This is a genomic window from Caldithrix abyssi DSM 13497, assembly GCF_001886815.1.
Lineage (GTDB): Bacteria > Calditrichota > Calditrichia > Calditrichales > Calditrichaceae > Caldithrix > Caldithrix abyssi.
In genome coordinates this window covers 763,896-790,569 of record NZ_CP018099.1, presented here as the reverse complement: position 1 = coordinate 790,569, position 26,674 = coordinate 763,896, and the positions used below count along the sequence as shown (strand labels likewise).

Sequence of the window (26,674 nt, the reverse complement as noted above, 5' to 3'; positions counted from 1 at the left end):
AAATTTCCCCTGAAAATTATTAAATTTGTTTTTTTGTTGACGCCCGTCATTTGTTAAAAAGTCATTTTTTTTGTAAACTAATACAATTTACATAATTTATTTGAAAAAGTCACAGCTTAAAAAGGAGAAGCATTGGGCTACACCGTACGTTTTGCCCCCAGCCCTACCGGTTACTTACATGTAGGCGGAGCGCGCACGGCTATTTTTAACTGGTTGCTCGCCAGACAAAGTCAGGGTAAATTTTTGCTGCGCATCGAAGACACCGATTTGCAACGCAGTACGCCGCAATCCGTACAACAAATTTTAAACAGCCTTCGCTGGCTGGGACTCGACTGGGATGACGAGGTTTTTTATCAAAGCAAAAATCGATCTCGCCATGTTGAAGTGGCCAACCATCTATTAAAAAAGGGAAAGGCATACCGTTGTTTTTGCAGCAAAGAAGAACTGGAAGAAAAACGGCGTAAGTTTGAGGCCTTAAAGCTAAACCAGCGCTATGACGGCGCCTGCCGCCGCTTATCGCCAGACGAGGTTCAGGAAAGACTGGAACGCAAACAGCCTTTTGCCATTCGCTTTAAAGTGCCTCAGGGACAAATTGTTTTTGACGATCTGGTTCACGGCCGGATGGAAGTGGACAACAACACGCTGGATGACTTTATTATTGTGCGCTCTGACGGAACGCCCGTGTATCAACTGGCCGTGGTTGTGGACGACCACGATATGAGTGTTAATCTCGTTTTGCGAGGCGACGATCACCTGCCCAATACCAATAAACAAATTTTAATTTACCGGGCCATGAACTGGCAACCCCCGCAATTTGCCCATGTGCCGTTAATTTTAGGGCCAGACAAAAATAGGCTTTCTAAACGGCACGGCGCTACCTCTGTAGAAGAGTTCAAAGAGCGCGGTATTTTGCCCGAAGCGCTGTTTAACTATTTGTGTTTGCTGGGCTGGTCTCCGGGAACCGATCAGGAAATTTTTAGCAGGGCGGAATTAATCAGAGAATTTAAAGTGAAGCGCATCAATAAAACCGCCGCCGTTTTTGACGAACAAAAATTGCTGTGGATGAACGCCAAATATCTTGCCGATTACGATGAAAATTCTTTAATAGAAATGATTCGCCCCTTTTTGTCCGAGCGAGGCATTACAGAACAGGATTTGCGCGCCGACGAGCGTTTATTGTATTTAGTCAAATTACAAAAAATCCGTTCTAAAACATTAACAGACCTGGCCGATGGCCTTTTGCTCTATTTTAAAGACCCCGAACGTTATGAAGAAAAAGGCGTGCGCAAATTTTTTCTAAAAGAGACGGGCCTTAGCCTGTTAAATGAACTTTACGCGTTTTTTAAGAACCAAACGCCGGATTTTTACGACCAGGTTGAACGAATCGAGCGAGAACTGCGCCAAAAGGCAGAAGATATGAACCTGAAGGCCGGGCAACTAATCCAGCCGCTGCGTCTGGCGTTGACCGGCAGCACAGCCAGTCCAGGGATTTTTGAGTTAATTTATGTATTAGGTTCTAAAAAGGTTTTGAACCGCCTGAAAAATGCTATAAATTATGTTAAAAAAATGAATGATTTAAATGCTTAGTCAAACGTTTAATATTTTAGTTTTAAGTGAGGAGCGAGATTTACTTCATCTTTTAAAAGGCATTCTGGGCGCCACCAGATACGAAATCAGCGCCGTAAGCAGTGAAGAGGCGATGATCGGCTCATTGTCTCAAAAACACCATGACCTGATTATTATCGACCAGACTTTTGCCGGAATCAACGGACAAACCATTAAAACGCTTTATCACTCTTTCCCTGATCTGGCATACATCATCATCGCCCACGATCTTTCCAGCGTTAACGACTGGCCCGGCTTTAAAAAAATTAATTTCGTAAAAAAAGATCAGATGGAGTCGCGCCTGCCCCTGCTTCTTAGCAATATTTACACCGCGTTCAACGAAAGTCATGTTCCCACTCTGGAATACAACAACCTGATCCGAACCGCTCTTGACGACAGCCTGACCTTTACGGCGATTGTACATTCCGATGGCGACATTGTATTTCTTAACCGACCGGCAAGAGAGATTCTGAAAATTCAAACGGATGAAGTTGAAGGATTAAAATTTTTCGATTTTTTAAAGGACGGCGAAAAGGTCTGGCAATTTTTGACCATGCGCTGGCATGACCATCCTGAACAAAGCATTAGCATGGATCTTTATTTATCGGATAAAGATTTCAACGAATTTCCGTTTCCCGTTATAATTAGAGCGGTGCGGAATCATGAACTGTATTTTATTATTCAAGGGAAAACGCTTACCGAAGCGGAATCGCTCTATAATAGCTCCGACTCATCCGCTCTATTAAAAGCCTTTTCCGAGTCCCTGGCCAACGACCTGCTAAATCCACTGAATGTAATCTGGGGACGCTTGCAATTATTCCAGAGCAATCCTCATCTGGAACAGTCAGATTTGCATACGATTAAATTGATTGAACGCCAGCTAACACGCATTAACGATGTGATCAGTAAATTGGTGGCCGTTACCTCTCTTAATCGCGATCTGGTACCGCAACGCGTATTTTTAAATGACGTTTTTAATAGTTTGATTCAGCAGCCCAAATTAAAAGATTTACTGGAAAGTCAGAATAGCTCCATCCGCTTTGAACTGGATGCGCTGCCGCCCATCTACGGGCAATCGGCCCAGATAGAATTATTGCTTTCTACCTTAATCGATTTGATTTTTAACCTAAGCGGCACCAACTCGCGAATAACTATTAGCAATAAACCGGTGGATAAAACGAAGAGTACAAAACAATTAGTAATAGATTTTAAATTGTCGGATGCCACTCAGGTTCCGGATCAGTTGTTGTTGAAGAGTTGTTTGAAGTTTAATGAAGGTGAAAAAAAGAAATTTGCCCTGGAAACGACCATTATCAGGTATTTGCTGGACGAATATCAGATCAAACATCATTTGAAAGACGACCATTCAACCCTTATATTATCATTAGTATTTCCTTTAAATTAAGGCAGGAGGGCTGATGAAGGCCAGAATACTCATTGTGGATGACGAGCGGGATGCTCTGGATTTAATGCGGGAAGTATTCGAAAAGAAAGGATACACTCCCGTAACCGCCCTCAATGGACTGGAGGCCATTAATATCATTAAACAGCAGGAGCCGGATGTAATCCTTACCGATATTCGCATGCCAGAGATGGATGGCATGGAGTTATTGCGCGTGCTTACCAAGGATTATCCTCACATTCCGGTGATCATGGTAACCGCCCACGGCACCATCGAAACCGCTGTGGACGCCATGAAGATGGGCGCAAAAGATTATATCCTGAAACCGATCCGCATCAATGAAATTCTTTCTAAAGTTGAACGCATTACCCAGCTCAACTCTCTGATCAAAGAAAATGAATATCTGCTTAGCAAGCTAAAGCAGACCTACGATTTTACCAACATGATTGGTAAAACCGAAAACATCCGCAAACTGTTTGACCTGGTGAAAGATGTGGCAGCAACCAACACTACGGTTTTAATCGAAGGCGAAAGCGGTGTGGGCAAAGAGCTGATTGCCAACGCCATCCACTACAACAGCCCACGCGCCAAGCGGCCCTTCGTAAAAATTAACTGCGGCGTACTGGCCGAAAGTTTACTGGAAAGCGAATTATTCGGTCATGTGCGCGGAGCGTTTACCGGCGCCATTCGCGACAAAATCGGCCGTTTCGAAATGGCCAACGGCGGCACGCTCTTTCTGGATGAAATAGGCGATATCTCTTTAAACATGCAGCTTAAGCTTTTACGCGTTTTGCAAGAAGGCGAATTCGAACGCGTCGGCGGAACAGAGACCATCAAAGTGGATGTGCGGATCATTGCCGCCACCAACAAAGACCTGAAAAAAGCCATGCAGGAAGGCACCTTTCGCCAGGATCTTTACTACCGTCTGAATGTCATCCCCATCCGCGTTCCGCCCCTACGGGAACGCCGGGAAGACATCAAATACCTGACCTACCACTTTATCGAAAAGTTCAATAAAATTTACGGCAAAAACGTAATGGATATTGAGCCGGAAGCCATGGATATCCTGGAAAAATATGACTACCCCGGCAACATCCGCGAGCTGGAAAACCTGATTGAACGAATCATTGTTTTGAATAAAAAGAATATTATTACCGTAAAAGATCTTCCGGAAAATATTCGTAATTACGTGGGCGAATTTAACACCGAAAAAATCGATTTTTCGCGCGGCTTTAATCAACTGGTCGAAGACTATGAAAAAAATCTGATCATCAAGGCCCTGGAACAAAACAAATTCAACAAAGTGCAAACGGCTAAAATGCTAAAGATGAATCGCAGCACGCTTATTTCTAAACTGAAAAAATACCAGATCGATTAAAGACCCTCCTGACCAATACAGACGTCAGCTTTATCTTTGTCAACAGGCGGTTTAAAACGGTTAATAACCTAGGCGTTTTAATTTACGTTCGTCGTAGCGCCAATTTTCGTTGACTTTTACGCGCAGCTCAAGGTAGATTTTGCGGCCCAGAAATTCTTCTATTTCCCGACGGGCAGCCTCGCCTATCTTTTTAAGAGCCTCGCCTTTTTTTCCAATGATGATTCCCTTTTGTGATGGCCGCTCCACATAGATGATGGCATAGATGTAATCCTTGCTGCCCGGGCGTTCTTTAAATTCTTCGACCACCACCTCGGTTGAATAGGGCACTTCCTGAAAAAAACGTTCAAAAATTTTTTCCCGGATGATTTCGGCCACAAAAAAGCGCTCCGGCTGGTCGCTTAAAACATCGGGCGGGTAAAAAGGCGGATGCTGCGGTAAGCGTTTGACGATTTCCTGCTCCACCTGATCCACTCCATCGCGTTTCAAGGCGGAAATCGGAATAATCTCCTCAAACGGATAGAATTCCCGGTACTGATCGATCAAAGGCAGCAAATCCTGTTTGTTAATTAAATCCACTTTATTTAACAACAACAGCGCCGGTTTCTTTTTGGGATTCATGGCTTCCAGATCCACTTCTACGGGATGTTTATGTTCCGTGGCATCCACGATTAAGGCCAGCAGGTCGGCGTCCTGCAGAGCGGTGTGAACCTGTTCCATCATGCGCGTGTGCAATTTGTATTTTGGTTTAATAATGCCCGGGGTGTCGATAAAAACGACCTGATATTCCGCTTTGTTTAAAATGCCCAGCACCCTTCGACGCGTTGTTTGCGGTTTGGCGGAAATAATCGACAATTTAATGTTTAACAAGGCGTTTAACAGGGTAGATTTGCCGGCATTGGGCAAACCGATAATCGCCACATATCCGCTTTTAAAATTTTCCGGGGTCTCAATCAAATTCATTGTTTAAATGCCTCTCCTAATTTTTTTAGTAAATCCAACCGTTTGTTCAAACTTTCAAATTCTGTGGCCCTGGCCAGGTTGTCCGTACTGAACTCACAGATCAGACCGTTTTTACTCAAAAATACGTAGCACAATTCTTCAAAGTGATTAATAAAATCCTTTACAACCGGGTACCCGACAATTTGTTCCAGCCGTTTCTTGTTTTTGTGAATAAAGGCGAATTTTTTGCCGTTTTCTGCTTCAACCACGGTCAGGCCTTCGGTATTGTTTTCCCGCTGTTTTTTAAGCCATTCCAGTTCAGAAATGGTCAGCGCTTCGCCGGCCGGCAGGTCCCAGCTGATATCCACATAATTCATGCGCTTATCTTTCAGGCGTTCCGTGCTGATATTTAAGGTGAACGGATATCCTTTAACTTTGCCATGGAAAAATGGTCGCGCGGCAAAGCCCCTTCGAATAACCTTGCCCTCAAAGTGATCTTCAAGGTCTAACAGGTTTCTGTGGATGGTGTCCCAGTGAGATTTCCGCACATACAAAACAATCGCCCACAGAATAAATACGATTAAAATAAACAAAAAAACAAAAAACATCCTAAAAAACCCTTACATATTAGTCACATAAAACGGCATTGGCGAAAAACAAAGCACAAAAATAATGTACGAAATCCAGCCTAAAATGCGGCGCTTTTTATCCAGAATGATGGAATCGTTCAGCGTTGGAGGATGCCGGAAGCGAATGAACACCAGAATCAAAATTGACCACAACACCCAGATGTAGGAATTGAAGTTGGAAATCAGGTAAACGTTCAAAACGATTAACAAGGCAAAGGCGCCCAGAGCAATGAAACGCGCCCGGTCTCCAAACATGGCGTAGGTAATATGCCCGCCGTCTAACTGCCCAATCGGCATTAAGTTGATCGCCGTAACCAGCAGTCCAAACCAGGCGGCAAAAATAAACGGAAAATGATACATCTCGTTCATGGGCAGGCGGCTGGCGCCAAAAAACGCTCCCAGCCAATCATAAAGCAAAGTATTCCCCAAAACCAGGTTAATGCCGTGCGGATCATTTAGGGGATGGATTTGAGAAATGTAGGCGTAAATGCCATTGGTGTCTGGCAAACGGCTAAAACCGATGATTAAAAAGATCAGGCTGACCACAAACCCGGCCAGGGGTCCGGCCACGCCCACGTCAAACAATGCTTTTCGATGCGGCATGGGCGAACGCATCTTGATAAAGGCGCCCAATGTTCCGGGATGGAAGGCGGGTAAAAACAGAGGGATAAAATAGGGTAATGTTACGTCAATGCGGTAATAACGGGCAGCCAGGTAGTGTCCCATCTCATGAGAAAACAAGATGGCCAGCAAGGCAAAAGAATAACTAAAACCGGTGGAAAAATCGGCCCACGAAGCAAACGGATCGTGCCCTCGCAACATGGCGCCGGTCATGCTGGTGGTTACAATAGTCAATAGAAATAAGATCAGATGCAACCAATAACGCGGTTTCCGCCTGGGCGGATACGGTTTTAAAATTTTCAGATAGTAGTAATTGGGAGAGGTTTCGATGTTTGAAAAAATGCCTCGCCTCAGCAATTCATCCTGAATTTCTTCCAGATCTTCAAGGGTGATCCGTTCTTTTTTTTGTTTAAAGATTGGAACACCGTACAATCGACTCAATAGTTCCAGATCCAGTCGATCTTTGATGACCTCTTTCGATTGATCTAAAAGCGCTTTCACTTTTTTTTCACCCTGTTGATTAGTCGTTCTGTTTTTATCATGAGAGCCTTTGAAAAACTTTTGCCGATTATTAAGAAATCCTGTCTCCTCCCGCAGCAAGTTTTGCAGTATTTTGCAGGAACGAAGATTTAATAATTTTTTTTCAAAGACTTTTCTTATTTACTTTGTTGCACTTTGCCCGTCATTGGTACAAACCTTACCGGCAGCACATTGCGCATGGAGATTCCTTCTTCGGATTTTTGCACCACCACCAGTTCCTGCACATATTCGCCGACCGGTAAAACCATAACGCCGCCGATCTTGAGTTGTTCCAGAAGGGGCGGTGGGATGTTGGGCGGCGCGGCAGTAACGATAATGGCGTCGAAGGGGGCTTTTTCTGGCCAGCCGTTGTAGCCGTCGCCCTGTTTCACCTGCACATTGTCGTAGCCCAACTCCTGCAATCGCTCGCGGGCGATGCGGGCCAATTCGGGAACGATTTCAATGGTATAAACCGAATCGACAATCTCGGCCAGCACCGCCGCCTGATACCCCGAGCCGGTGCCAATTTCCAGAACGCGATCGGTCGGCTTTAAATGTAATTGTTCGGTCATAAAGGCTACGATGTAAGGCTGGCTGATGGTCTGGCCGTGCCCGATTGGACGTGGTTCGTCCAGGTAGGCGTAGGCCATTTCCGATTCTGGCACAAATAGGTGCCGCGGCACGCTTTCCATGGCCCGGATCACTGCGGGATCTTTAACGCCCCGGGCAATAATTTGCTGTTCAACCATTTGTTTGCGCAGTTTTGCGTAATAATCTTCATTTTTTTTCATAGATTTTTCCTGTACACACCCCACTAAAAAAATACTCAAAAGCAAAAATTTAAAATGTACTCGCATGGTATTCCCTGATTAATGTTTTAACATACATACCAGATGCTGATGTACGCTTTCGGCCAGCGCGTTCAGATGGTATCCGCCTTCCAGAAATGAAATGATTCGTCCCGTACAGTAACGATTGGCAAATTGGGCCACCATTTCGGTTAATTTGTAAAAGCCTGCGGTGGTAAGGCGCATGCCGCCGATCGGGTCTTTAACGTGCGCGTCAAAACCGGCGGAAATTAAAATCAAATCTGGCTTAAACCTGCTTTCGATTGCCGCCAAAGAACGTTCCACATGCTCCACATACTCGGCGTCGCCCTGGCCGTAAGAGAGCGGTACGTTTAAGGTAAAACCCTTTCCGGGGCCGCTGCCTGTTTCTTCGCGCAATCCGGTCATAGGAAACAGCGGGTACTGGTGCAGGCTAAAGTAGAAGACCGTAGGGTCTTCATAAAAAGCATGCTGCGTGCCGTTTCCATGATGCACATCCCAGTCAATGATTAAAATCTTTTCAGCGAATTTTTCCCTTTGAGCCAGGCGGGCGGCAATCGCCACATTATTAAAAACACAAAAGCCCATGGCTCTGCTGCGCTCGGCATGATGGCCAGGCGGGCGAACGGCTGCAAAAACTTTATCGTATCCTTCTTTAAAAACTAATTCCAGAGCGCGTGCGCCCGCCCCCGCAGCGTGCAGAGCAGCGCCAACCGAATGTTTACTTAAAACCGTGTCGCCCACATCGAGCGTAACGCCCTCTTTTCCGGCCTGATTCTTGATAAAATCGATATGGCTTTGATCGTGAATCAGCCGCAAAGCCTCTTCGCTCGCCTCGGAGGGCTGAAATTGATCGACACGATTTAAAAAATTTTTCTCATTCAAATAGTCAAGAATCGCTTTGAGCCGTTCCGGGCGCTCCGGATGGCCAATTCCCGGATTGTGCTCTAAAAACAACGGATGAAAGATGATTGCCAGCCGTCCCATAATCACAGCTTCTTAAAATAAATTTTAAAGGTTGTCCCCTTACCCGGGGTTGATTCGACTTCGATTCGTCCTTTGTGTTGCTCCACCAGATTTTTAACAATGGCCAGGCCCAGGCCGGTTCCGCCCTTTTTACCGCTGGTAACAAATGATTCGAAGAGGCGGTCTTTAATTTCCGGCGGAATTCCTTTGCCCGTGTCTGAAAGCTGAAATACCACCTCACCGTTAGCTTCAAACGCTTTGATCGAAAATTTGCCGCCTTTATCCATGGCTTCCAGGGCATTTTTCATGATATTCATAAAGATGCGGATGACCTTGTCGGGATCCACGTACAGCATGCTGGCGGCCCTGCATTCGACTTCAAACTCATAGCCCTGTTTTTTGATTTCGTTTTCAAACAATTTTTTGAAATCTTCCAGCAGTTTGTTAACGGGATATTTAACCGGTAAAATGCTTGTTTTCCCTTTGGCAAAATCGAGTACATCGTGCGCCATATTGTTTAGAATCTGGATTTGTTTGATGACGATTTCGGCGTATTCGTTTCTTAGATCAGGGTCTTCTTCATCGCGCATTAAATCGACGAAACCGAAAATATTGTTCATGGGCGTGCGCAGATCGTGCACGATTGTGCTGAGCATATTGCCAATGGTGGCCAGGCGTTCGGCCTTGATTTTTTCCTGTCGCAGTTTGCGCGCTTCAATTAAACGCGAAATCTGTCTGCTGGCCGAGGTTAAAATTTTAACGTCGTCTTTAATAAAGATGTCGTTTTGGTTGATTTTATTGAATAGCTGGATAATGCCCACGGGTTGATCGTTGATAATAAGCGGCGCGCAGATCAATTGATTAATTTTGAATTTTAGGCCGCTGGGCTGGTTTTGCAGATAAAGCGGATCGTGCGTGGCGCAATTGGTGTAATAGACTTCGCCGCTGCGCAGAACATGTCCTTCAATGCCCAGATCGGATGCCAGATCAATTTTTTTGCTATCGGTCTTGTGAATATTCTTAAAATAATAGGGACCGAATGTATGATTTTTTGCATCGTAGAAGGCAATTAAGCCGGCTTTTACTTTTAAAGTGCTTACGAGTTTATCTAATAAACGGTCGTAGAGGGTATCATCCTGATCGGTGTAGGAGGCTTCCTGTTCAATGGAATAAAGGAGATTTAATTCCTGAATTCGTTTTTCCAGGGCGAGGTAGAGTTGGGAATTTACCAGGGTAATGGCCAGTTGGGCGGCCAGGCTGGCCATTAATTCTTCGTCTTCACGCGTAAAATGGCCGCTTTTTTTGTTGAGCGCTTGAATAACGGCCAGAATTTTAGGTTTGCTTTTAGAGCTGCGAATGGGTTCGAAGATGGGCATGCACAAAACGCTGCGCGTGCGGTAGCCGGTCTTTTTGTCGGTAGAAGGATCGAAACGCGGATCGGAATAGGCGTCCTGAATATTGACGGTTTCTCCGGTTTTGGCCACATGTCCGGCAATGCCCATTCCGATTTTCAAGCGGATTTCACTGATTTCGGCCTTCTGGGCAATTTTAGACCACAGCTCGCCCCGCTCGTGATCTACCACATAAAAGGTACTCCGTTCGGCGTCAATGATCTGCGTGACTTCCTCCATAATCAAAGGAAGGAGACGATCAATGCGTAATTCGGAGCTTAAGGCTTTGCCAATTTCATGGATCGACGAAATAATTAACTGCTTGTGGCGCAACTCCCTTTCCAGATGGGATACGCGTTCTCGTAAAATATCTATTTCTTTACGCACGGCGCTTTCCTGCTGTTTGCATGGACGATTATCCTCTTTAATTAAAATCGAACCGTTACATTTACACTTGAGGATTAAAAACAGGCTCCCATTTTTAATTGTTTGTCTTGCTTTTAAATATAGTGCAAAACAGGTAGAAATAGCAATAGAAGTCAATAACCAGCCGACTGTTTCTGGGGCAATAAACAAAAAAGGCGGAATCTTCTTCCGCCCATAATGATCATTTAAGTTTTATTTAAATAGCGGGGCAAAAACGTTTGACAAGCGTCCGTTTTACCCATTTGCTTAAAAAGCCTGGCTATTCTTTTAAAGCGGCAACGGCGCGATCGACCGTTTCGTACGTTTCAAATACTTTAATCAATTGCGTAATAATCAGCAAACTATTCACTTTTTCCGAAACGCGAGCCAGGACTAATTTTCCGCCTTCGTTAGAGAGCGTGGTCATACAGGCCATTAACACGCCCATTCCGGAACTATTCATCCACTTTACTTCTCCAAGATCAATCACGACTTTTTTAATACCATCCTGAATCAAACCTTTAATGTGATCATGAAGAGCCGTGGTTTCCGGCCCGCCCATCATTTTACCAGAAAGGGTCAGCACAGCAATGTGATCGACTATTTTTTCTTTAATTTTCATAGTAAGCTCCTCAATTGTTCAATTGATCTTAACAGTTTAAAATAATCAATTGCAACAAATCTGTCAATTTAATCTTAAGTTGGGCAGGGGTAAAGCGGGGAAGTAGAGGGGAAGCGCGTTGAAGACGCGCTTCGATGGTGGGCGGGGGAGGTGCCCGGTGCGCAGCACCGGGCACAAAGAACGCCGAAAATTGAGACGGGCCCCGAAATGTCGAAATATGTTGGCGAAGAGAAAAATACTTTCCAATAGAAACATTATTTAGAAAACTTCCTTTGTAAGATCTGTCCAGCCATGGCGGGATGCGAAAATTTTTGTACCGTTTTAAAAACTCATCCCCCGCCCTGGGGCTGTCCCAAAAGTCAAAGACAATGTATTTTTATAAAGTTTTTCTTTCCCTCACCCCCCTTTAATTCCCCCTCTCCCGAAAATCGGGAGAGGGGGAAATGGGGTGAGGCCATTGTGAACTTTTCTCTATTTTTTGCATATATATACATTTGATGTCGCTTTTGAGACACCCTCGGGCGTAAATTGTGCCGATTTGCTTAGTTTTCCTCTTACATGGTGAGATACAGTTCTATTTTTTCTTTTCGACACTGGCGTTCCCTTTTCAACTAAGGCTTGACAAAAGGGTTTGCGTGAAAAAATCTTTGTGCGCTTTGTGGCTTCTTTGCGCTCTTGGTGGTTCGTTTTTGGTTGCGGCTCTGCTGCTTTGGAAAAGAGACTCATCATGTTTAAAATTATTTTAATATTCTTAATATAATGCCTAAATTTAAAATACGTTAAGTAGGATTCTGCAAAATGCATATGCTTTTCATTCACCACCTCGCCAGGCGGGATGGTGAAAATAAGAACATCGGCCAAAACAAAAGCTTTCCTGTCCCACTTCCTGGCTGGATCCTCTAAATGACGCTAAAATTTACATTTTGCATAATTCTACAAAACGCGTTAATGAATATGGAGGAAGTGTTATGTCTCAATCATTATCTAAAATAATTCTTCACATCATATTTAGTACAAAAAATCGCTATCCTTTTTTAAACGAAAAAATTAGGCATGAAATGCATCATTATTTGGCTCTAATGTGTAAAAATTTTGGCTGTTTCCCACACAAAATCAATGGTACATCTGATCATGTTCACATCGTGTGTGAACTTTCAAGAACAATAACGGCTTGCAAATTGATAGAAGAAATAAAAACGAGTTCTTCCAAATGGATAAAAACCAAGGGAAGTATTTATCAAAAATTTCATTGGCAAAAAGGATACGGTGTTTTTTCAATAGGGATGTCTCAACTACAAACGGTGATCCAGTATATCGAAAAGCAGGAAGAACTCCATGGTAAAAAAACGTATCAAGAAGAATTTATCGGATTTTTAAAAAAATATCAGATAGAATATGATGAACGTTACGTTTGGGATTAGTTTGAATAACTCGCTCCTTCAGAGCTTTAGGATACTTCCTTCAAAACTTCTGACGTTTTATCGCGCGAAAATTTTTGTGCTGTTTTAAAAACTCATCCCCCAGCCCATGAGTTTTTTACTTACATGTTAAATAATTTGTTTTATTTTTTCTTTGCGTACTTTGTGACTTCTTTGTGCTCTTTGCGGTTAGTTTTGGTTGCGGCTTTGCTGCTTTAGTTATTGATTTTCATACACCCGGGGCGCTGCCCCGGGTTCCTCGCCTTGTTTCAGTGGGATTTTTTTAACTTCCACATATGTGTATTTTGGCAAACTACTCGCTCAGTGAAGTCCCAACGGTGTTTGACGCGTCAGCCCGGTGCGTTGCACCGGGCTTATGCCCCCCTGCACATCCCCCCCGGGCGCTGCCCGGGGGCGCAAACCTCTCCCCACATTCACAATTTCCCCCTTCATCAAACCGCCTCCCCCCCCTTTTACGATCAGCCACACCAATTCATCCTAAAAAAGGCCACAACCCCTCAAGCCTGTCCCTATTAATCAAACAGCATGCACAATACTACCATCAAGAATGGTCTTCTCCACCTTTACGCTTAGCATACGCTCCGCTGGCATGTTAAAAATATCATCACTTAAAACAATAAAATCAGCCCATTTGCCAGTCAGCAAAGAGCCCTGAAAGGCAGAGGAATCAGCCGCCTGGGCCACCCCTTCGGTAAAGGCCTGCACAGCCTGCCGAACGTCAAGCGCCTCTTCCACAGTCCATGTTGGCTTTGACAGTTGAAATCTGCTTTTTCTAAAAACCGCCGAAAAGATCCCTTTTAAAGGATCGGCCGGCGCCACCGGCGCGTCGCTGCCAAAAGCCAGGGGGACATTTATCTCCCGGAGTGAGCGAAAGGGATAGGCAAAGCGACTCCTCTCTCCCCAGTACCTGTCGGCAATCTCCACATCGTCGGCAATGTGAATGGGCTGCATGGAGGCCGCCAGACCATACTGCCTGAAAAGCGGCAGCAGGTCTGGCGGAACAAGCTGGGCATGCTCAATCCGGCTGACCAGACCATGTTGTTTTCGGAGCGCGGCGGTCTGCTGCAGCACCTTCAGCACAAGCTGTACGGCCCGGTCGCCAATGGCATGAATAGCCGTGGCCAGACGATGAGATTCCGCCCGTTTGACGCGCTCCAATAATTCATCTTCGTTAAACAACAAAAGCCCCATGTTATCAGGCTGATTTTCATACGGCTGGCGCATGGCCGCCGTTTGCGATCCAAGCGAACCGTCGCTAAAAAACTTAATGCCGCCGATTCTTAACCAGGGATCGCCATAACCGGAATACAGGCCGCTTTTAATCAGTTCGTCCATCTCTTCCTGGGGAAAATAGAACACCACGCGCATTTTACGCCCGAAACGTAAAAAATACTTTTCCCACAGCGAAAAGGCCTGCGCGCCTTCCATGGTATGAATGCTCGTAATGCCGTTTGTTAATAATTGGCCGACAAAGCGATCCAGAGCCTGGAGCAGTTGTTGTTCATCAGGAGCAGGCAGGGCATTTTTAAACCGTTCCATGGCCCTGTCCAACACCAGACCGCTGAATGCACCCTCCGGCTCGCGCAAAAATCTTCCGCCAGGCGGATCCGGCGTGTTTTCTTTAACCCCAACGTTTGTAAATGCCAGAGAATTAACCCAGGCCGAATGGCAATCCTGCGACTCCAGATAAACAGGATTTTGAGGAAAAATACGATCCAACAACACTCTCGCGGGAACACCGTCTTTCCAGCGGTTTTTGTTAAATCCCCTGCCAACGACCCACTGCCCCGGCTGATAACGCGTTTTGCTTTCCTTTAAAATGTTCAAGGCCTCCGCCAAACTTTGCGCGCCGCTTAAATCAATTTCCATAAACGCCTTGGCCGCCCATAAGGAATGGACATGCGCATCGCCAAAGGCCGGAATCACCACTCTGCCCTGCAAGTCAAATCGGGCTTCTATTGGCAGGCGCGGAATTTCGTCTTTCTCCCGTCCCAGGACTGTCACACGCCCGTTCTGGGCTATTAACCAATGGAAAGGATGGGAATGGACCGAAGGGAAAATACGTGCATTGTAAAAAAGAGATGTCTTCATGAGAAAAAAAAAGCCCTGACGGGCAGGGCTTTATTTGATTTCGTTACTTTCTTTAGGATAGATGGCTTTAATTTTACCCTCAAAAAACTCATCCTGAGCAATAACCGTTGGATTAATTTCTTTTTCGAACTTGAGTTCTTTGATTAGCTCATGATCGTAGAGATCATTTTCATCGAAGTAATCCCGAACGTTATCTGCCATCTCTTTTTCTTTGCGCTCTTCGATTCGTTTGCTGTTGATCTGGCGAGCGCGCGCCGCAATAAGCAAACAAGCCTCATAAATATTTGGCGAAACGCCTTTAAGTTTACGAAGATCGATTGTTTTGATGGCCATTAATCTCTCCTTTAATGAATTGATCCAGCAATATTAATAATTTTAACTGCAATAGTCAAATGTTTTTTTGGCTTTGCTGAATGTCCCCCAAATTTTTTAAGATTACAATATTTTTTCTAAAATCATTTTTACAACTCACCCCCTAATTTCATACTTACTAACACGTTAGGTATGCTCTTATCCCCTTCTCTTTGCAAAAAGACTCACAGAGCAAGGCGGGGGAATGAGGTGAGTTTTTCATACATTCAGCTAATGTATTCCCTTAAATATCAATCGATTATAAGGTCTTTGTTTGAAATTTTGGGGGACATTCAGTTTTTTTAGCTTTGACGTTTACTTTAAATGAACAATTGTAATACCTCAGACCATGCGCCGTAAAATAATTTAAATTTTGTCTCAAGGCAGCAGAGCCGCAACCAAAATCAACCGCAACACTCTCAAGGTAATTTTCTCGAAGACTACGCCAATCATCGCAGAAGAAGATTAAACAAATTATTCTGAGACTAAAGCTAAGCAAATCGGCACACTTGCTGGGGCTGTCCCAAAAGTCAAAGAAAATGTATTTTTATAAAGTTTTTCTTTCCCTCACCCCCTTTCCAAAAAAAAGAATCTGGGGGAGTAGGAAGAACTGTTCGTTGGAAATTTTTCTCCAATGATGTTCAATATTTGCGCATTTATAAATTTCTATTCAACCATTCAACTAATCAACCATTCAACCAATCCAGCAGCACAAAAATTTTCAAATCCCGACCGGGCGGGATTGATCTTCCAGAGGAAGTATCCTAAAAAGAGTAGGTGATCTTAAAAAATCCTGCATCAAAATCTTTTACCCGACTGAATATGTTGTCCCCTTTGCCGTCAATAATGAAAGCCCCGACGGAAATCTCCAGCGCATCGATAGGATAGTAGTCAATTTCCGGGCCGCCGGCAATCCCATAATTGTTTTTTATATCATTCCAATCCGGTATGGCCACGGCAATTCCTAAAGGAACAATTTTCAGCGCATCGTTCATAAAATTCTTTTCAAAGCGCACCAGAAGATAATCGTTTAAATTATCTTTACCCCGTTCGTGGATAAATCCGTGCAAAAACTGGGCATTCAAGTACCAGCCGCTTTTAAAAGTATAATCGCCTCCCACAACCCATTTAAAATAGGGCTCATCATCCAGCGCTATTTCCCGTTGAGTAATCATGCCCAGTTGCGGGTGTGGAATGGTAAGATTATTGTAAACTTTTTTGGGCAGAAACAGTGCGCCCTCCGCCCAGATTCCCACATCTCCGATTGAGCCCGCCATATCGGCGCCAATTACCTGAATGCGGGGATACTCCATTTCCACGTTCGCATCCAAAAAACCGGGCGTGGCGGTGGGCGTCAGAGAAACCGCAGTGATCAGTGGCAGATCGTCACGGCCGTTAAAATAACTTAACGACCAGTCGTAGTTAAACCAATTGCCCGCTACTTTAATTCCGCCGCTCGACGTTTCGGCTACCTTGTTTTCCGGAAGTCGAATATGATCCTGAAAAGAAGCCAACTGCATGCCAGGCGGTAAGTTCAATGGCGGCGTAAAGGCCGTTGCCCAGTCTCCAAATGGCATCGTGGCCGGCGTAAAAACCGGAATGAAAACGCCATACAGGGTGTAATCTCCCCAATAATAAGTCGCCATTATGGCGTTGCTTCCCAGATGGCGGCCAAAGTCGAAAATATCTTCCAGATCGTCCGGATTTAAATTATCTGTGGGATTGAATTTGTCGGCCGTTCCCCAGGCGATGCGCTGACGGCCGATGCGAACATCCAGATTTTCATTTAAGAAGCCGTAAATGTCGATATAGGCCTCACGGAATTCCAGACCCCAGGGCTGGACGGCATCCTTTTCACGGCGTTGCAAATCAGAAGTCGTAAAGACAGAGGGGAAACCAAAAGCCCGCAGACGCACTTCGCTGTAATAATGAATATTCTCCGATGGATTGCCCTCAAATTTCAGACCTAACCGATTTTCATTCCATGTAAATTTCCCTTCTTGCTGTAATCGCGCACGATTGTAAGTTTGCACATATCCATTGATATTTACCTGCGCTATCAATTGAGCCGAAAATAAAATTGTTATAAGAGTTATGATTCGTTTCATAGTTCACCTCCGCTTTGTCGAGACCGGTGAAAAATTTTGATGAAGATCATTTGTCTTCTAAAAAGACCTATTTCTCAACCATTATTTCATTGTTCTTCTTTTTAGAGGGATTTTTTTTCGCTTTTTAAAATTATTTTGCCCTTTTTAAATATCGTTTCGTAAACAGTTTGTCCGGAAGCCCCGTATCAAATTCGATATTTTCCAGCTTCATGATGGTCGCGTGCTCTTCTTTTAAATCCTTTATTTCCATCTCCTTAGACACCCAGTACTTGCCGACTTTTTCGATCTGACGGCGCTCCATCACCTTCCACAAATTTCCGCCTTTGTCATAAAATTCTACTTTAGCAGGATAGTAATTATCTTTGCGCACCCACATTTTTAATTTGCCGTAGTCTTTGTTTACGCCGGGCTTTGGCGTTAATTCCAGCACCCAGAATTGATCGTCTTGACTTAACAATTTGGCGTTGTAATCTTTGGCGTAACTAAACGAACTCAGATCATCGTAGGTGAAGTCGGTTCCGGCAAATTTGGTGTTTTTAACATGAGAAGCTATCCGTCGTACTTTGTGAAATGCCGGCATGTACAAATATTGTACATCATTAGGCAAGCCTAAAAAAGCGATTCCCTTTTGATCCGCCGGCGCCGTAAAACGCATGATTCTTTTATCATCGCCTTTTTGTAAAAATTCCGCTATCCGCTGTTTTTGGTTTCTGTTCTTATCAATCAAAATCATTGTCAGGGTGGCCTTCTGATCTTTGGGTGCATTGACCACAGCGTCTGCTTTAGCTACAATCGATTGAGCGTCTTGCGCTACAACATTTCCCCAAATAATAAATAATGAAACAAAAATAAGATTTATTACACTTCTCATGGCAAGAACTCCTCTTGTTAGTTTACTTTAGCCCTAAAAATATAAACAATAATGTAAACGCCTTTGAATGTTGTAAATTATCTGTGTTTAATTTATTCAGCATAATGGCCATGCGCTCCGGCGCTTTTTGCCATTTTTGTTCCAATTCATTTAACCACTTTTCCATGTATTCATTTTTAACAGTCAGACTGTACGCCGCCTGCGCCACAACCAGGCCGCCCATGACATCGATAAAAAAATGCTTTTTTACCAGAACGGTAGAAAAGGCTACTACGACGGCCCATAGGATGGCGGCCTTCCCCGCTTTTTTATGACGATTATTGATCACCAATGCCGTGCCCATGGCCAGGCTGACGTGCAAGCTGGGAAAGGTGTTGTTGTGAACATCGGCCTGAAAACACCATTGTAAAAAACGCGTGGTAAAATTGTTTGCTTCAAATTGCGGCATGGGATAGACCGCAGGGAAAAAATAAAACACTGGATAGGTTATCAGTTCAATTGTGATAAGCATACCTACAAAATGTAGGAAATCTTTTCCTTTTAAAAGCATGGCGACCAGAAAAATACCAACATACAACGACATATAAGGATAGACCATGACCGGAATAAAGGGAAACAGGCGGTCAAATCCGGTCATCAGGTTCAAATTATTGCTAACAGCATGTACGCCAATGTAATTGTACAAATGAGAATGAACAAGATATAGCAGTAAAATAATACCTGCCCGTCGAAGGTAACCAACTTTTGTCGTTAGCCGATCCAAATCCACCATAGTCTGCATCTCAGCGCCCTCTTTTTTTGCCTACTATTTTATCAGGAAAAGAAAAATTCCGAAAATTGCCGACAAACCTTGCTCTGGTAAATAAAATAAGAGCCGGTAAAAAAGTAACGGCCCCGATACTGCTAAATAACATGGTTGTTGCCGTCAGCCAGCCAAAGCGTTGAATGGGAATTAACTGCGCAAAAATCAGAATAATAAAGCCCGCCCCCACGGCCAATGCATTGGTTAATATGGCCCTGCCAGTGGTAAGCATGGTCGCTTCCAACGCCTTTAGTGGATCGTCGCTCCTGGAAAATTCTTCTTTAAATCGATGGGTGAAATGGATGGAGTAATCGATCCCGATTCCTATGGCAATACTGGCAATCATCATGGTTGCATTGTCCAGGGGAATGTCTAAGTAGGCCATTAAAGCAAAATTTAACAATACCGTTAAAATAATGGGCGTAATAGAAATTAAGCCGCCGGTAACGGAATTTAACTGAATGATTAAGATGATTGTTACCAAAACCAGGGCTATGAATAAACTTTGAATTTGACTCTTCATTAAACTGTCATCCAGTTTTGTGAAGATTAAGGGCATGCCCGATTGAACAAATTGAACAGAAACACGATCTCCCTCCAATCCTTTACTGGAAGCGACTGCCGATGGCAAAGCGATCACCTTTTCATTTAATACCCATAGATCGTCCCGCAAGGCATCGCGCAGTTTTGCATTATTTTTTGCTTCCGGCGCAAAACGGGCGATGATTAAATCCACACCCTCCATGATGCGCTGATACTGCCAGTACTCATCTAAAATCACAAATAAAGAATAAGCGGTGTCGGCAATTTCATCCGCGTCATAACTCCCTCTGGAAGCCAGTTGTCTGGTCAGCGTCTTTTTGATGGCCGCTTCACTGATAGGGTTTCCCGATTTTACCAGGTCCAGAATTTGATCGGTAATTTGCCGGATGAGCGCTTCATCATCTATCTCGATTTCCGACTCATTGAGAAAGAAATCAACCACCTTTTCGGAAATGTCGTTTAAGGTGCGGTCATCAAACTGCACGCGTTTGGTAAGGTAAATTTCACGAATCAGCTTCCTCAACTGCGCCCGATCTACTTCGGTTTCGATTTGGTGTCTGGTAAAATCAGATAAAATAAGCTGCGTAATTTCCGGAATTTTCAAGTTAATAATTTCCTGGGCGTTGTCCTGGTTAATTTTTACCGCAACCAGTGCAGTGTCCATTTCGTTTTTGATGTAGTCATTGATCATGTTTACGCTTTTTAAAATCTTGCCGGTTGCCATGGTGGCTAAATTGGCCTGGATAATGCCCTCGTTACCTTCATTGTTAACCAGTTGTTCTAAAATGGATTCTCCTTCAATAAAAAACCAGAGATTGGCGACGCCTTCTCGCGTATCGGGAATGGTGTAGTGGTTATTCATCACCTTATTCATTTCGCAAATTAAATCGGCAATCGACTGAGGCTTGCTTACGTAAGGAACGCTTTCAAGAAATTTTTCAAATTTGCGCATCTCTTTGAGGACAAAAGGATTTTTCAGATCGCCCTTAACCAGAACCTGTACAGGAGTAGAGCCGCCAAATTTTTTTTCCATCATAACTTCGGCAATGCGAATATCCGTATCTTCTTTGAAGTATTCGATCATATTGACTTCACGTTTAATCCTGGGCAGACCAATGATGGATATGATGACCAGCAGCCCGCCCAAAATGATAATCAATTTTTCGTTTTTAAGTACGAAAAAGGCCAACCGATCCAGAAAACGGTCTAATGCGTTTTCTTTTTTGCCCTCTTTATTAATGGTTTTTATCTCTGGCTTTTTTAAAAAGGTGAGAAAGGCCGGTAAAAAAGTAATGGAAATAACCAGCGCAAAAATTACGCCAATACCCGTAAAAATGCCGAAATCATTAACGGCAGTAAGATATGATCCTGCAAAAGAAAAAAAGCCAACCACGGTGGTCATTCCAGCCAGAATAATTGGAACTCCTACGGTACTCAACGAATGTTTGATACAAGAAATCGTATCGGCAGCCCCTTTGATATCTTCTTTATAGCGGGCAATCATGTGAATGCCGTACGCAGAACCAATAGCGATTAGTAAAACAGGCATAATGTTTGAAATGATGGAGAGCTCAACACCCAACAAACTCATCAGCCCCATGGCCCAGATGGTACTGATTATTACCGTTAACAGGGGTAAAATGACGCCTCTTTTCGTGCGGAAGCTAAAATAGAGCATAAAAACCAGAACCAGCGCCACAAGCGGCACAAGATAAAGCATATCGCTAATGATGATGTCATTTACTTCCAGCATTTGCATGGGCAGGCCGGAGAAGTAAAGTTGATAACTGCCCGCCTCTTTTTGCGCTATTTCCTGAATTTTACGGGCTACCTCCTGTTTGTCTGCATTTTGTTTTAAGCGAGCAATGATAATGGTTACCTTACCATCAGGCGATACAATGCGTCCATTGTACATATCTTTGGAGAGCGTGTACGATCTAATTTGCCTGAGCTTCTGCGGATCATCCGGAATATTGTTCTTATCGATCAGCCTCCCCACTTCAAGACTGCCTTCAAAGCTACGGATATCCAGAACATCGGTGAGACTCATAACGGTAGCCACGCCGTCAATTTGTTTAATCTTTTCTGTGATTCGATTAATAACGTTCAAGGTCTTGTGCGTAAATATATCGTCTGCGCCAATACCAACCATGGCAATGGAAGTGCCGGCATATTCCTTGCCGATTCTATTAAACAGCTGTACATCCGGATCATCTTCCCGCAGGTAAGAAAAAAGATCACTATTGACTTTAATGTTTTTAAGTTGATATCCAAAAAAAACGGTTAAGAAAACAACGCTAATGATAATCGGGATTCTGTATTTGACGACAGATTCAGCCAATCGTTCCATTTAAGCGGCTCCTTTTTTATATTTGGAACAATATCGTTTTTTGTTCGAAAAAAATGCAAAAAAATTTTACTCTCTTTTTTCGATACCCTTGAAAAGAATTCTTAAAAGTGATTCTACTTTTTCAACAATTTCTTTTTTGCTATTTTGGATGCTCCAGTGGAATTCCAGGCCCTTCATGGCGGCAACGATTGTTTCTGCCGTTAAATTAGAATCTTCAACTTCAAAAACACCTTCTTTATGGCCGGCATTTAGAATGGTGCTGAGCATGGTAATCTCAAAGGCATCGTAAGAAGTTCTGATCTTTTCAATAAATGAATAGTGTTTTAAATACTCGTCGCGCAGTGCGCTGTAGTAGTTAGCAAGGTCTTTAATGGTCGTCATGCGCGTTATAATGTAACTGCGGATTTTCCCCTGAGGCGTATGTTCTTTGTTAACAGCGTCAATTAGCTTTTCTTGCAAAATTCGCCCTTCTTTTTCAATAACCTCTTTAAAAATCGCTTCTTTATTGGCAAAATAGTAGTAAATACTGGCCTTGCCCATGTGGGCTTTGCGGGCGATATCTTCGATGGTGGTTTTGCTCAAGCCAAAATGGGCAAATAAACTTTGCGCAATTTCCAGAATAAATTTCTTTTTATCGGCGATCGCTTTCGCGCTCATCTTTTCCTCTTTCGAATATTTTTCTTTATTGTTCGAAAAATATTAAAAAAAGTTTCAAAATGCAATTAAAATTTTTCAGGGAATTTTCACTTTAGCCCGGAGAAAATGTACTGGACGACTTCTCCGCCTTCATCCTCTTCTACCAGAATAAAAGATAACGAATGACCACACTCGTAAGGGCGAAGTAGTTCTATCATTTGCTTTTTCCGTTTACAAAATTTGGCCTTAAAATAGAGCATGAAATTTTTCAAGCGAAAAAAATCGAGGTAATCCTGTAATCCTATTAATCAAGGTTCAAAAACCGCTTCTAAACTCCTAAACTACTAAACTCTTTCACCTTTATACTCTTCGATCGAAATGTCCAATCACGCTTTTTAGAGCGCGCTCAAAAATTTAATGAACTTTTTCCCTTCATTTTTATTAAAATTAATCGAATATTGAATGTAAGTAATTATTTCACTATTTTATAAGTATATCTAAAAGCAGGAGGGTGTCATGGCAGATAATGGTGGCAATTTTGTAAAAGGTTTTTTAGTTGGCGGATTTATTGGGGCGGCAATCGGGATTTTATTTGCGCCAAAGCCCGGCCGCGACGTGCGCGAATCGCTTAAAGACGAATCCGAGGAGCTGTACGACAAAGCACGGGTCGAACTCAATAAATTAAAAGAAGAACTGGATAACCTGCGCGACAAAGTTTCGGAAACGCTGGAAAAAGGCAAATCCGCCTTTCGTTCTGAAGAAGAAATTTCCAAAGAAGAACGTGAATTCGAGGAAGAACTGAAAGGGACGGAAGAGGAAAAGACGGAAAAAAAAGCGAAAAAATCCAAAACCGCTAAAAGCGAAAAATAGCTTACACGCTTCCGTCATTAATTAACGAATCATCTTTTACATGGCCGCGTTCCCGAAAATTATTCAGGGAACGCGCTTTGTTTGTTGAAAAGCGTTCTTTATTTCGATGGTCGAATTAAAGCACGCTCTTTTCAATGAAATCATTTAGAGAAGGAGCTTATTCATGGTGTGGGAAATTGCCTTTACAATCTTTTTACTTTCGCTAACCGTGCTGGTTTACCTGTTAATTCCGGTGGTTCTTCGCCTGCGCGATACATTGGGCAGGCTCAACAAAACGTTAAGCGTAGTAAACGAGGATCTTCCGGAAATCTTAAAAAATCTTCATAGCATTACAGATCGGCTGGATAATGTGATGAAAACCGCAGAAGATACAATGCAGGATATTGCCAGCATTGAACGCACGGTTACCAAAGAGATTAAAGAGCCGCTAATGAATATTGCGCAGGTCATTGGAACGGTGGTGCAATTAATAAATCGCCTGTTAAGCTGGCAAAAAAAATAACGGGGAGAGCGCTTTCGACATTCTCTCCCCGCTTTTTGAGACTTTAATCCATGGGGATTTCAAAATTCCAACCGTATTTGTCCTCTACGGTACCCAGTTGAATACCCGTTAACGTATCGTACAGCTTACGACAAACAGGCCCCACTTCATCGCCTTGCAAATAGGTAACTTCGCGATCACGATATTTTATGCTTTTAACCGGCGTAATAACCGCTGCCGTTCCGCAACAGCCCGCCTCTTTAAAATCGAAAATCTCCTCTACATCAATCGGTCTTTGTTCTACCTTCATCCCCAGCTCATCTTCCGCCAGGGTGCGCAGGCTCATATTGGTGATGCTGGGTAAAATGGAAGAAGAAGCCGGCGTAACGTACTTATTGTCCTGTGTAATGCCAAAAAAGTTAGCCGGTCCGGACTCATCGATATATTTTTTATGTTTGGCGTCTAAATAAAGCACCTCGTTGTAACCCAAAGACTTTGCCTTATGCGAAGCCCGCAATCCTGCGGCATAATTTCCGCCCACTTTTACATCGCCCACGCCCAAAGGCGCCGCGCGATCAATCTCCTCTTCAACCAGCAGGCGAATGGGTTTTAAACCGCCCTTAAAATAGGGGCCGACCGGCATTACAAAAATCAGGAACATATACTCAGTAGAAGGCTTAACGCCAATAACACCAGAAGTTCCGATAAGTAACGGCCGCACATACAAACTGGCACCGGAGCCATAGGGCGGGACAAAGCGGCGGTTTAACTGCACTACTTTGAATACCGCTTCAATAAATTTATCTTCCGGAAAGGGTTCCATTAAAATCTTTTCGGCGGATCTTTTCATCCGTTTGGCGTTTTCATCCACTCTAAAAACCGAAACGCGTCCATCTGCTCGTTCGAAGGCCTTCAATCCTTCAAAACACTGCTGGCCATAGTGCAGAGCCGTGGCCGCAATGTGCAGCTCAACCCTGTCCGACTCAACAATGTTGGCCTCAGACCATTTGCCATCTTTAAAATAATATTCCAGATGATAGTCCGTTTTTACGTACTGAAATGCCAGATTTGACCAGTCAAGTTTTGCTCTTTCCATCCAATATCCTCCTTTTACATTGTGCTGATCCGTAAAAATAAAAAACCCCTTACCTCCCGTAAAAGGAGACAAGGGGGTACAATAAAGCTAAAAAATTATTATCAAAATGTTTCTTTTAAGCATCTATCATCCAAATCATTTTTTAAAGATTACTTTTCACAATTAAAATAAAATTTATTTGTAAAGGACACAAATCTTTTTATGAGATTTTCTTGATTATCTGTGATATTTGGCTTTTTTCATTTTTAATAATTGCTTATCTTTAAAAAGTAACAAAAACAATTGACGGGTATTTTTTTAATGCGCAAGTTAATATTATTTCTGGTTCTGTCCCTTTCGTTCATTTACGGACAACAACCTGATAAAACTCCGGAATTTGTGGATATTCAAAAGATGAATCCCTCTATCATTCTGGACATTCGTTACGCAACCAGCAACAACTTTTTGCATCGGGCTGTGTACGATCAGGCGCGATGCTTCCTGGTTAAAGAGGCGGCTTTAAAGTTGAACGAAGTGCAAAAAGAATTGCAAACCCTTGGCCTTGGTTTAAAAATATTTGACGCATATCGCCCTTTAAGCGTTCAAAAGGCAATGTGGCAAATTATGCCCGATGCACGCTATGTGGCAAATCCGGCCAAAGGTTCTCGCCATAATCGGGGCTGTGCGGTCGATCTGACGTTAGTCGATTCAACCGGCAAAGAACTGCCCATGCCCACAGAATATGACGATTTCACAAAACGCGCTCATCATAATTACATGAAACTTCCGGCCAGCATTCGTTTAAATCGCTGGATATTAAAAACGGTCATGGAAAAACATGGCTTTAAGCCCATCTCATCTGAATGGTGGCATTACGATATGGTGGGCTGGCAAAAATACCCCGTAATGGATCTTTCTTTTTCGCAAATTGATAGTATGCTTCAAAAATAAAATTGGAATTCGGATTAAAAATCTTTTAAATATGGTTATCAAACTTTTAGGATTTGAACTTGCAAGGAGGAGCTAAACCGATGTACATCATTTTGTTTGGTGCGCCAGGCGTTGGAAAAGGGACTCAGGCTAAATTAATCAGCCAAAAATATCATATTCCTCAAATTTCTACCGGCGACATGCTGCGCGAGGCCATCCGTCAGGGAACCGAGCTGGGAAAAAAGGCAGAAGAAATTATTGCCAGAGGCGACCTGGTTTCCGATGATATTATGTTAGGGTTGATCGACGAACGGATTTCCAGGCCGGATTGCAAAAACGGCTTTATTCTGGATGGCTTTCCCAGAACCATCAAACAGGCCAACGGTCTGGATCGGTTATTTAAAGAAAAAAAACTGACCTCGCCCGTTTGCATCGAAATTACCGTCCCCGAAACCGTAATCATTAAACGTCTTACCTCGCGACGCATTTGTGAAAAATGCGGGGCAATTTTTGATCCCGTGGGCAACCCTTTCCCCCCCGATTTAAAATGCCCGCAATGCGGCGGACGAATCGTCAAACGACAGGACGACAACGAAGAAACGATCCATAAAAGATTGCAGGTGTATCATGAACAAACGGCTCCTGTGCGCGATTATTACCGACAATTCAATAAATTTTACTCCATTGACGGAAACAGAACCGTTAATGAAGTGTTTAACGAAATTGAAGAAATTTTAACGAGTGTATTTCAACAGGCTTGACGCTTTGAGCTTGGCCAGCAAAAATATTAAAAAATTAATCGTTTCCTTGTTTTTTTGCCTTG

24 protein-coding genes are annotated in these 26,674 nt (G+C 43.4%); 8 read left to right on the top strand and 16 right to left on the bottom strand.

Annotated elements, in window-relative coordinates:
• Window positions 1-132 precede the first annotated feature (132 nt).
• From gltX to Cabys_RS03110, 3 genes are read left to right on the top strand one after another with little or no spacing between them, the layout of a single operon-like run.
• The gene (gene gltX, locus Cabys_RS03120; protein ID WP_006928679.1) at window positions 133-1,587 is read left to right on the top strand and encodes a glutamate--tRNA ligase; all 1,455 of its coding nucleotides are present in this window, start codon (window positions 133-135) and stop codon (window positions 1,585-1,587) included.
• Entirely contained in the window at window positions 1,580-3,010 is a 1,431-nt protein-coding gene (locus Cabys_RS03115; RefSeq protein ID WP_006928678.1) for a nitrogen regulation protein NR(II), read from the top strand. Before gltX ends, Cabys_RS03115 begins: the two co-directional genes overlap by 8 nt.
• Before the next feature lie 13 nt (window positions 3,011-3,023).
• A complete protein-coding gene (locus Cabys_RS03110; protein WP_006928677.1) occupies window positions 3,024-4,385 on the top strand; it encodes a sigma-54-dependent transcriptional regulator in 1,362 nt (453 codons plus the stop codon).
• A 60-nt stretch (window positions 4,386-4,445) separates the two neighbouring features.
• Here the strand turns inward: Cabys_RS03110 and era are convergent, their stop codons facing one another.
• From era to Cabys_RS03070, 8 genes are all read right to left on the bottom strand, one after another.
• Window positions 4,446-5,345 (bottom strand): GTPase Era, encoded by a 900-nt coding sequence (gene era / locus Cabys_RS03105; protein ID WP_006928676.1) that lies wholly within the window; start codon window positions 5,343-5,345, stop codon window positions 4,446-4,448.
• Window positions 5,342-5,932 carry a hypothetical protein gene (locus tag Cabys_RS03100; RefSeq protein ID WP_006928675.1) on the bottom strand — a complete coding sequence of 197 codons (591 nt, stop codon included), beginning with the start codon at window positions 5,930-5,932 and terminating at the stop codon, window positions 5,342-5,344. The genes era and Cabys_RS03100 overlap by 4 nt, the downstream gene beginning before the upstream one ends.
• Before the next feature lie 12 nt (window positions 5,933-5,944).
• Window positions 5,945-7,075, bottom strand: a complete 1,131-nt coding sequence (locus Cabys_RS03095; protein ID WP_217184031.1) for a site-2 protease family protein — start codon at window positions 7,073-7,075, stop codon at window positions 5,945-5,947.
• A gap of 155 nt (window positions 7,076-7,230) precedes the next feature.
• Window positions 7,231-7,884, bottom strand: a complete 654-nt coding sequence (locus Cabys_RS03090; RefSeq protein ID WP_217184029.1) for a protein-L-isoaspartate(D-aspartate) O-methyltransferase — start codon at window positions 7,882-7,884, stop codon at window positions 7,231-7,233.
• Window positions 7,885-7,962: 78 nt separating this feature from the next.
• Complete coding sequence (locus tag Cabys_RS03085) at window positions 7,963-8,907, bottom strand: histone deacetylase family protein (RefSeq protein WP_006928671.1); 945 nt, start codon at window positions 8,905-8,907, stop codon at window positions 7,963-7,965.
• A 2-nt stretch (window positions 8,908-8,909) separates the two neighbouring features.
• Window positions 8,910-10,664 (bottom strand): GAF domain-containing protein, encoded by a 1,755-nt coding sequence (locus Cabys_RS03080; RefSeq protein ID WP_006928670.1) that lies wholly within the window; start codon window positions 10,662-10,664, stop codon window positions 8,910-8,912.
• A gap of 298 nt (window positions 10,665-10,962) precedes the next feature.
• Entirely contained in the window at window positions 10,963-11,304 is a 342-nt protein-coding gene (locus Cabys_RS03075; protein ID WP_006928669.1) for an STAS domain-containing protein, read from the bottom strand.
• Between the two features lie 471 nt (window positions 11,305-11,775).
• A complete protein-coding gene (locus Cabys_RS03070) occupies window positions 11,776-12,165 on the bottom strand; it encodes a hypothetical protein (RefSeq protein ID WP_044281158.1) in 390 nt (129 codons plus the stop codon).
• A 107-nt stretch (window positions 12,166-12,272) separates the two neighbouring features.
• Here Cabys_RS03070 and tnpA point away from each other — a divergent pair, with 107 nt between their 5' ends.
• The gene (tnpA, locus tag Cabys_RS03065; protein ID WP_006928668.1) at window positions 12,273-12,725 is read left to right on the top strand and encodes an IS200/IS605 family transposase; all 453 of its coding nucleotides are present in this window, start codon (window positions 12,273-12,275) and stop codon (window positions 12,723-12,725) included.
• Window positions 12,726-13,259: 534 nt separating this feature from the next.
• Here the strand turns inward: tnpA and Cabys_RS03060 are convergent.
• The 7 genes from Cabys_RS03060 to Cabys_RS03030 all read right to left on the bottom strand — a co-directional run bounded on the left by Cabys_RS03060 (window position 13,260) and on the right by Cabys_RS03030 (window position 22,516).
• Window positions 13,260-14,834 carry an amidohydrolase gene (locus Cabys_RS03060; RefSeq protein WP_006928667.1) on the bottom strand — a complete coding sequence of 525 codons (1,575 nt, stop codon included), beginning with the start codon at window positions 14,832-14,834 and terminating at the stop codon, window positions 13,260-13,262.
• Window positions 14,835-14,864: 30 nt separating this feature from the next.
• Window positions 14,865-15,167 carry a DNA-directed RNA polymerase subunit omega gene (locus Cabys_RS03055; RefSeq protein ID WP_006928666.1) on the bottom strand — a complete coding sequence of 101 codons (303 nt, stop codon included), beginning with the start codon at window positions 15,165-15,167 and terminating at the stop codon, window positions 14,865-14,867.
• 782 nt (window positions 15,168-15,949) lie between these two features.
• Window positions 15,950-17,293 (bottom strand): DUF1302 family protein, encoded by a 1,344-nt coding sequence (locus Cabys_RS03050; RefSeq protein WP_006928665.1) that lies wholly within the window; start codon window positions 17,291-17,293, stop codon window positions 15,950-15,952.
• Window positions 17,294-17,423: 130 nt separating this feature from the next.
• Window positions 17,424-18,164: an outer membrane lipoprotein-sorting protein gene (locus Cabys_RS03045; protein ID WP_006928658.1), complete on the bottom strand. Its 741-nt coding sequence runs from the start codon at window positions 18,162-18,164 to the stop codon at window positions 17,424-17,426.
• A 22-nt stretch (window positions 18,165-18,186) separates the two neighbouring features.
• A complete protein-coding gene (locus Cabys_RS03040; RefSeq protein ID WP_006928657.1) occupies window positions 18,187-18,945 on the bottom strand; it encodes a phosphatase PAP2 family protein in 759 nt (252 codons plus the stop codon).
• A 1-nt stretch (window position 18,946) separates the two neighbouring features.
• Entirely contained in the window at window positions 18,947-21,859 is a 2,913-nt protein-coding gene (locus tag Cabys_RS03035; protein WP_006928656.1) for an efflux RND transporter permease subunit, read from the bottom strand.
• Between the two features lie 66 nt (window positions 21,860-21,925).
• The gene (locus tag Cabys_RS03030; protein WP_006928655.1) at window positions 21,926-22,516 is read right to left on the bottom strand and encodes a TetR/AcrR family transcriptional regulator; all 591 of its coding nucleotides are present in this window, start codon (window positions 22,514-22,516) and stop codon (window positions 21,926-21,928) included.
• A gap of 495 nt (window positions 22,517-23,011) precedes the next feature.
• Between Cabys_RS03030 and Cabys_RS03025 the strand changes: the two genes are divergently transcribed.
• Together Cabys_RS03025 and Cabys_RS03020 are read left to right on the top strand one after the other, a co-directional pair.
• Window positions 23,012-23,365 (top strand): YtxH domain-containing protein, encoded by a 354-nt coding sequence (locus tag Cabys_RS03025; protein WP_006928653.1) that lies wholly within the window; start codon window positions 23,012-23,014, stop codon window positions 23,363-23,365.
• A 163-nt stretch (window positions 23,366-23,528) separates the two neighbouring features.
• Window positions 23,529-23,867 carry a DUF948 domain-containing protein gene (locus Cabys_RS03020; protein WP_006928652.1) on the top strand — a complete coding sequence of 113 codons (339 nt, stop codon included), beginning with the start codon at window positions 23,529-23,531 and terminating at the stop codon, window positions 23,865-23,867.
• 43 nt (window positions 23,868-23,910) lie between these two features.
• Here the strand turns inward: Cabys_RS03020 and Cabys_RS03015 are convergent, their stop codons facing one another.
• Complete coding sequence (locus Cabys_RS03015; protein ID WP_006928651.1) at window positions 23,911-24,942, bottom strand: branched-chain amino acid aminotransferase; 1,032 nt, start codon at window positions 24,940-24,942, stop codon at window positions 23,911-23,913.
• A gap of 300 nt (window positions 24,943-25,242) precedes the next feature.
• Between Cabys_RS03015 and ddpX the strand changes: the two genes are divergently transcribed.
• Together ddpX and Cabys_RS03005 are read left to right on the top strand one after the other, a co-directional pair.
• Complete coding sequence (gene ddpX, locus Cabys_RS03010) at window positions 25,243-25,872, top strand: D-alanyl-D-alanine dipeptidase (protein ID WP_006928650.1); 630 nt, start codon at window positions 25,243-25,245, stop codon at window positions 25,870-25,872.
• A gap of 80 nt (window positions 25,873-25,952) precedes the next feature.
• On the top strand, window positions 25,953-26,612 hold the full coding sequence (locus Cabys_RS03005) for an adenylate kinase (RefSeq protein ID WP_006928649.1): 660 nt from the start codon (window positions 25,953-25,955) through the stop codon (window positions 26,610-26,612).
• Window positions 26,613-26,674: the final 62 nt, after the last annotated feature.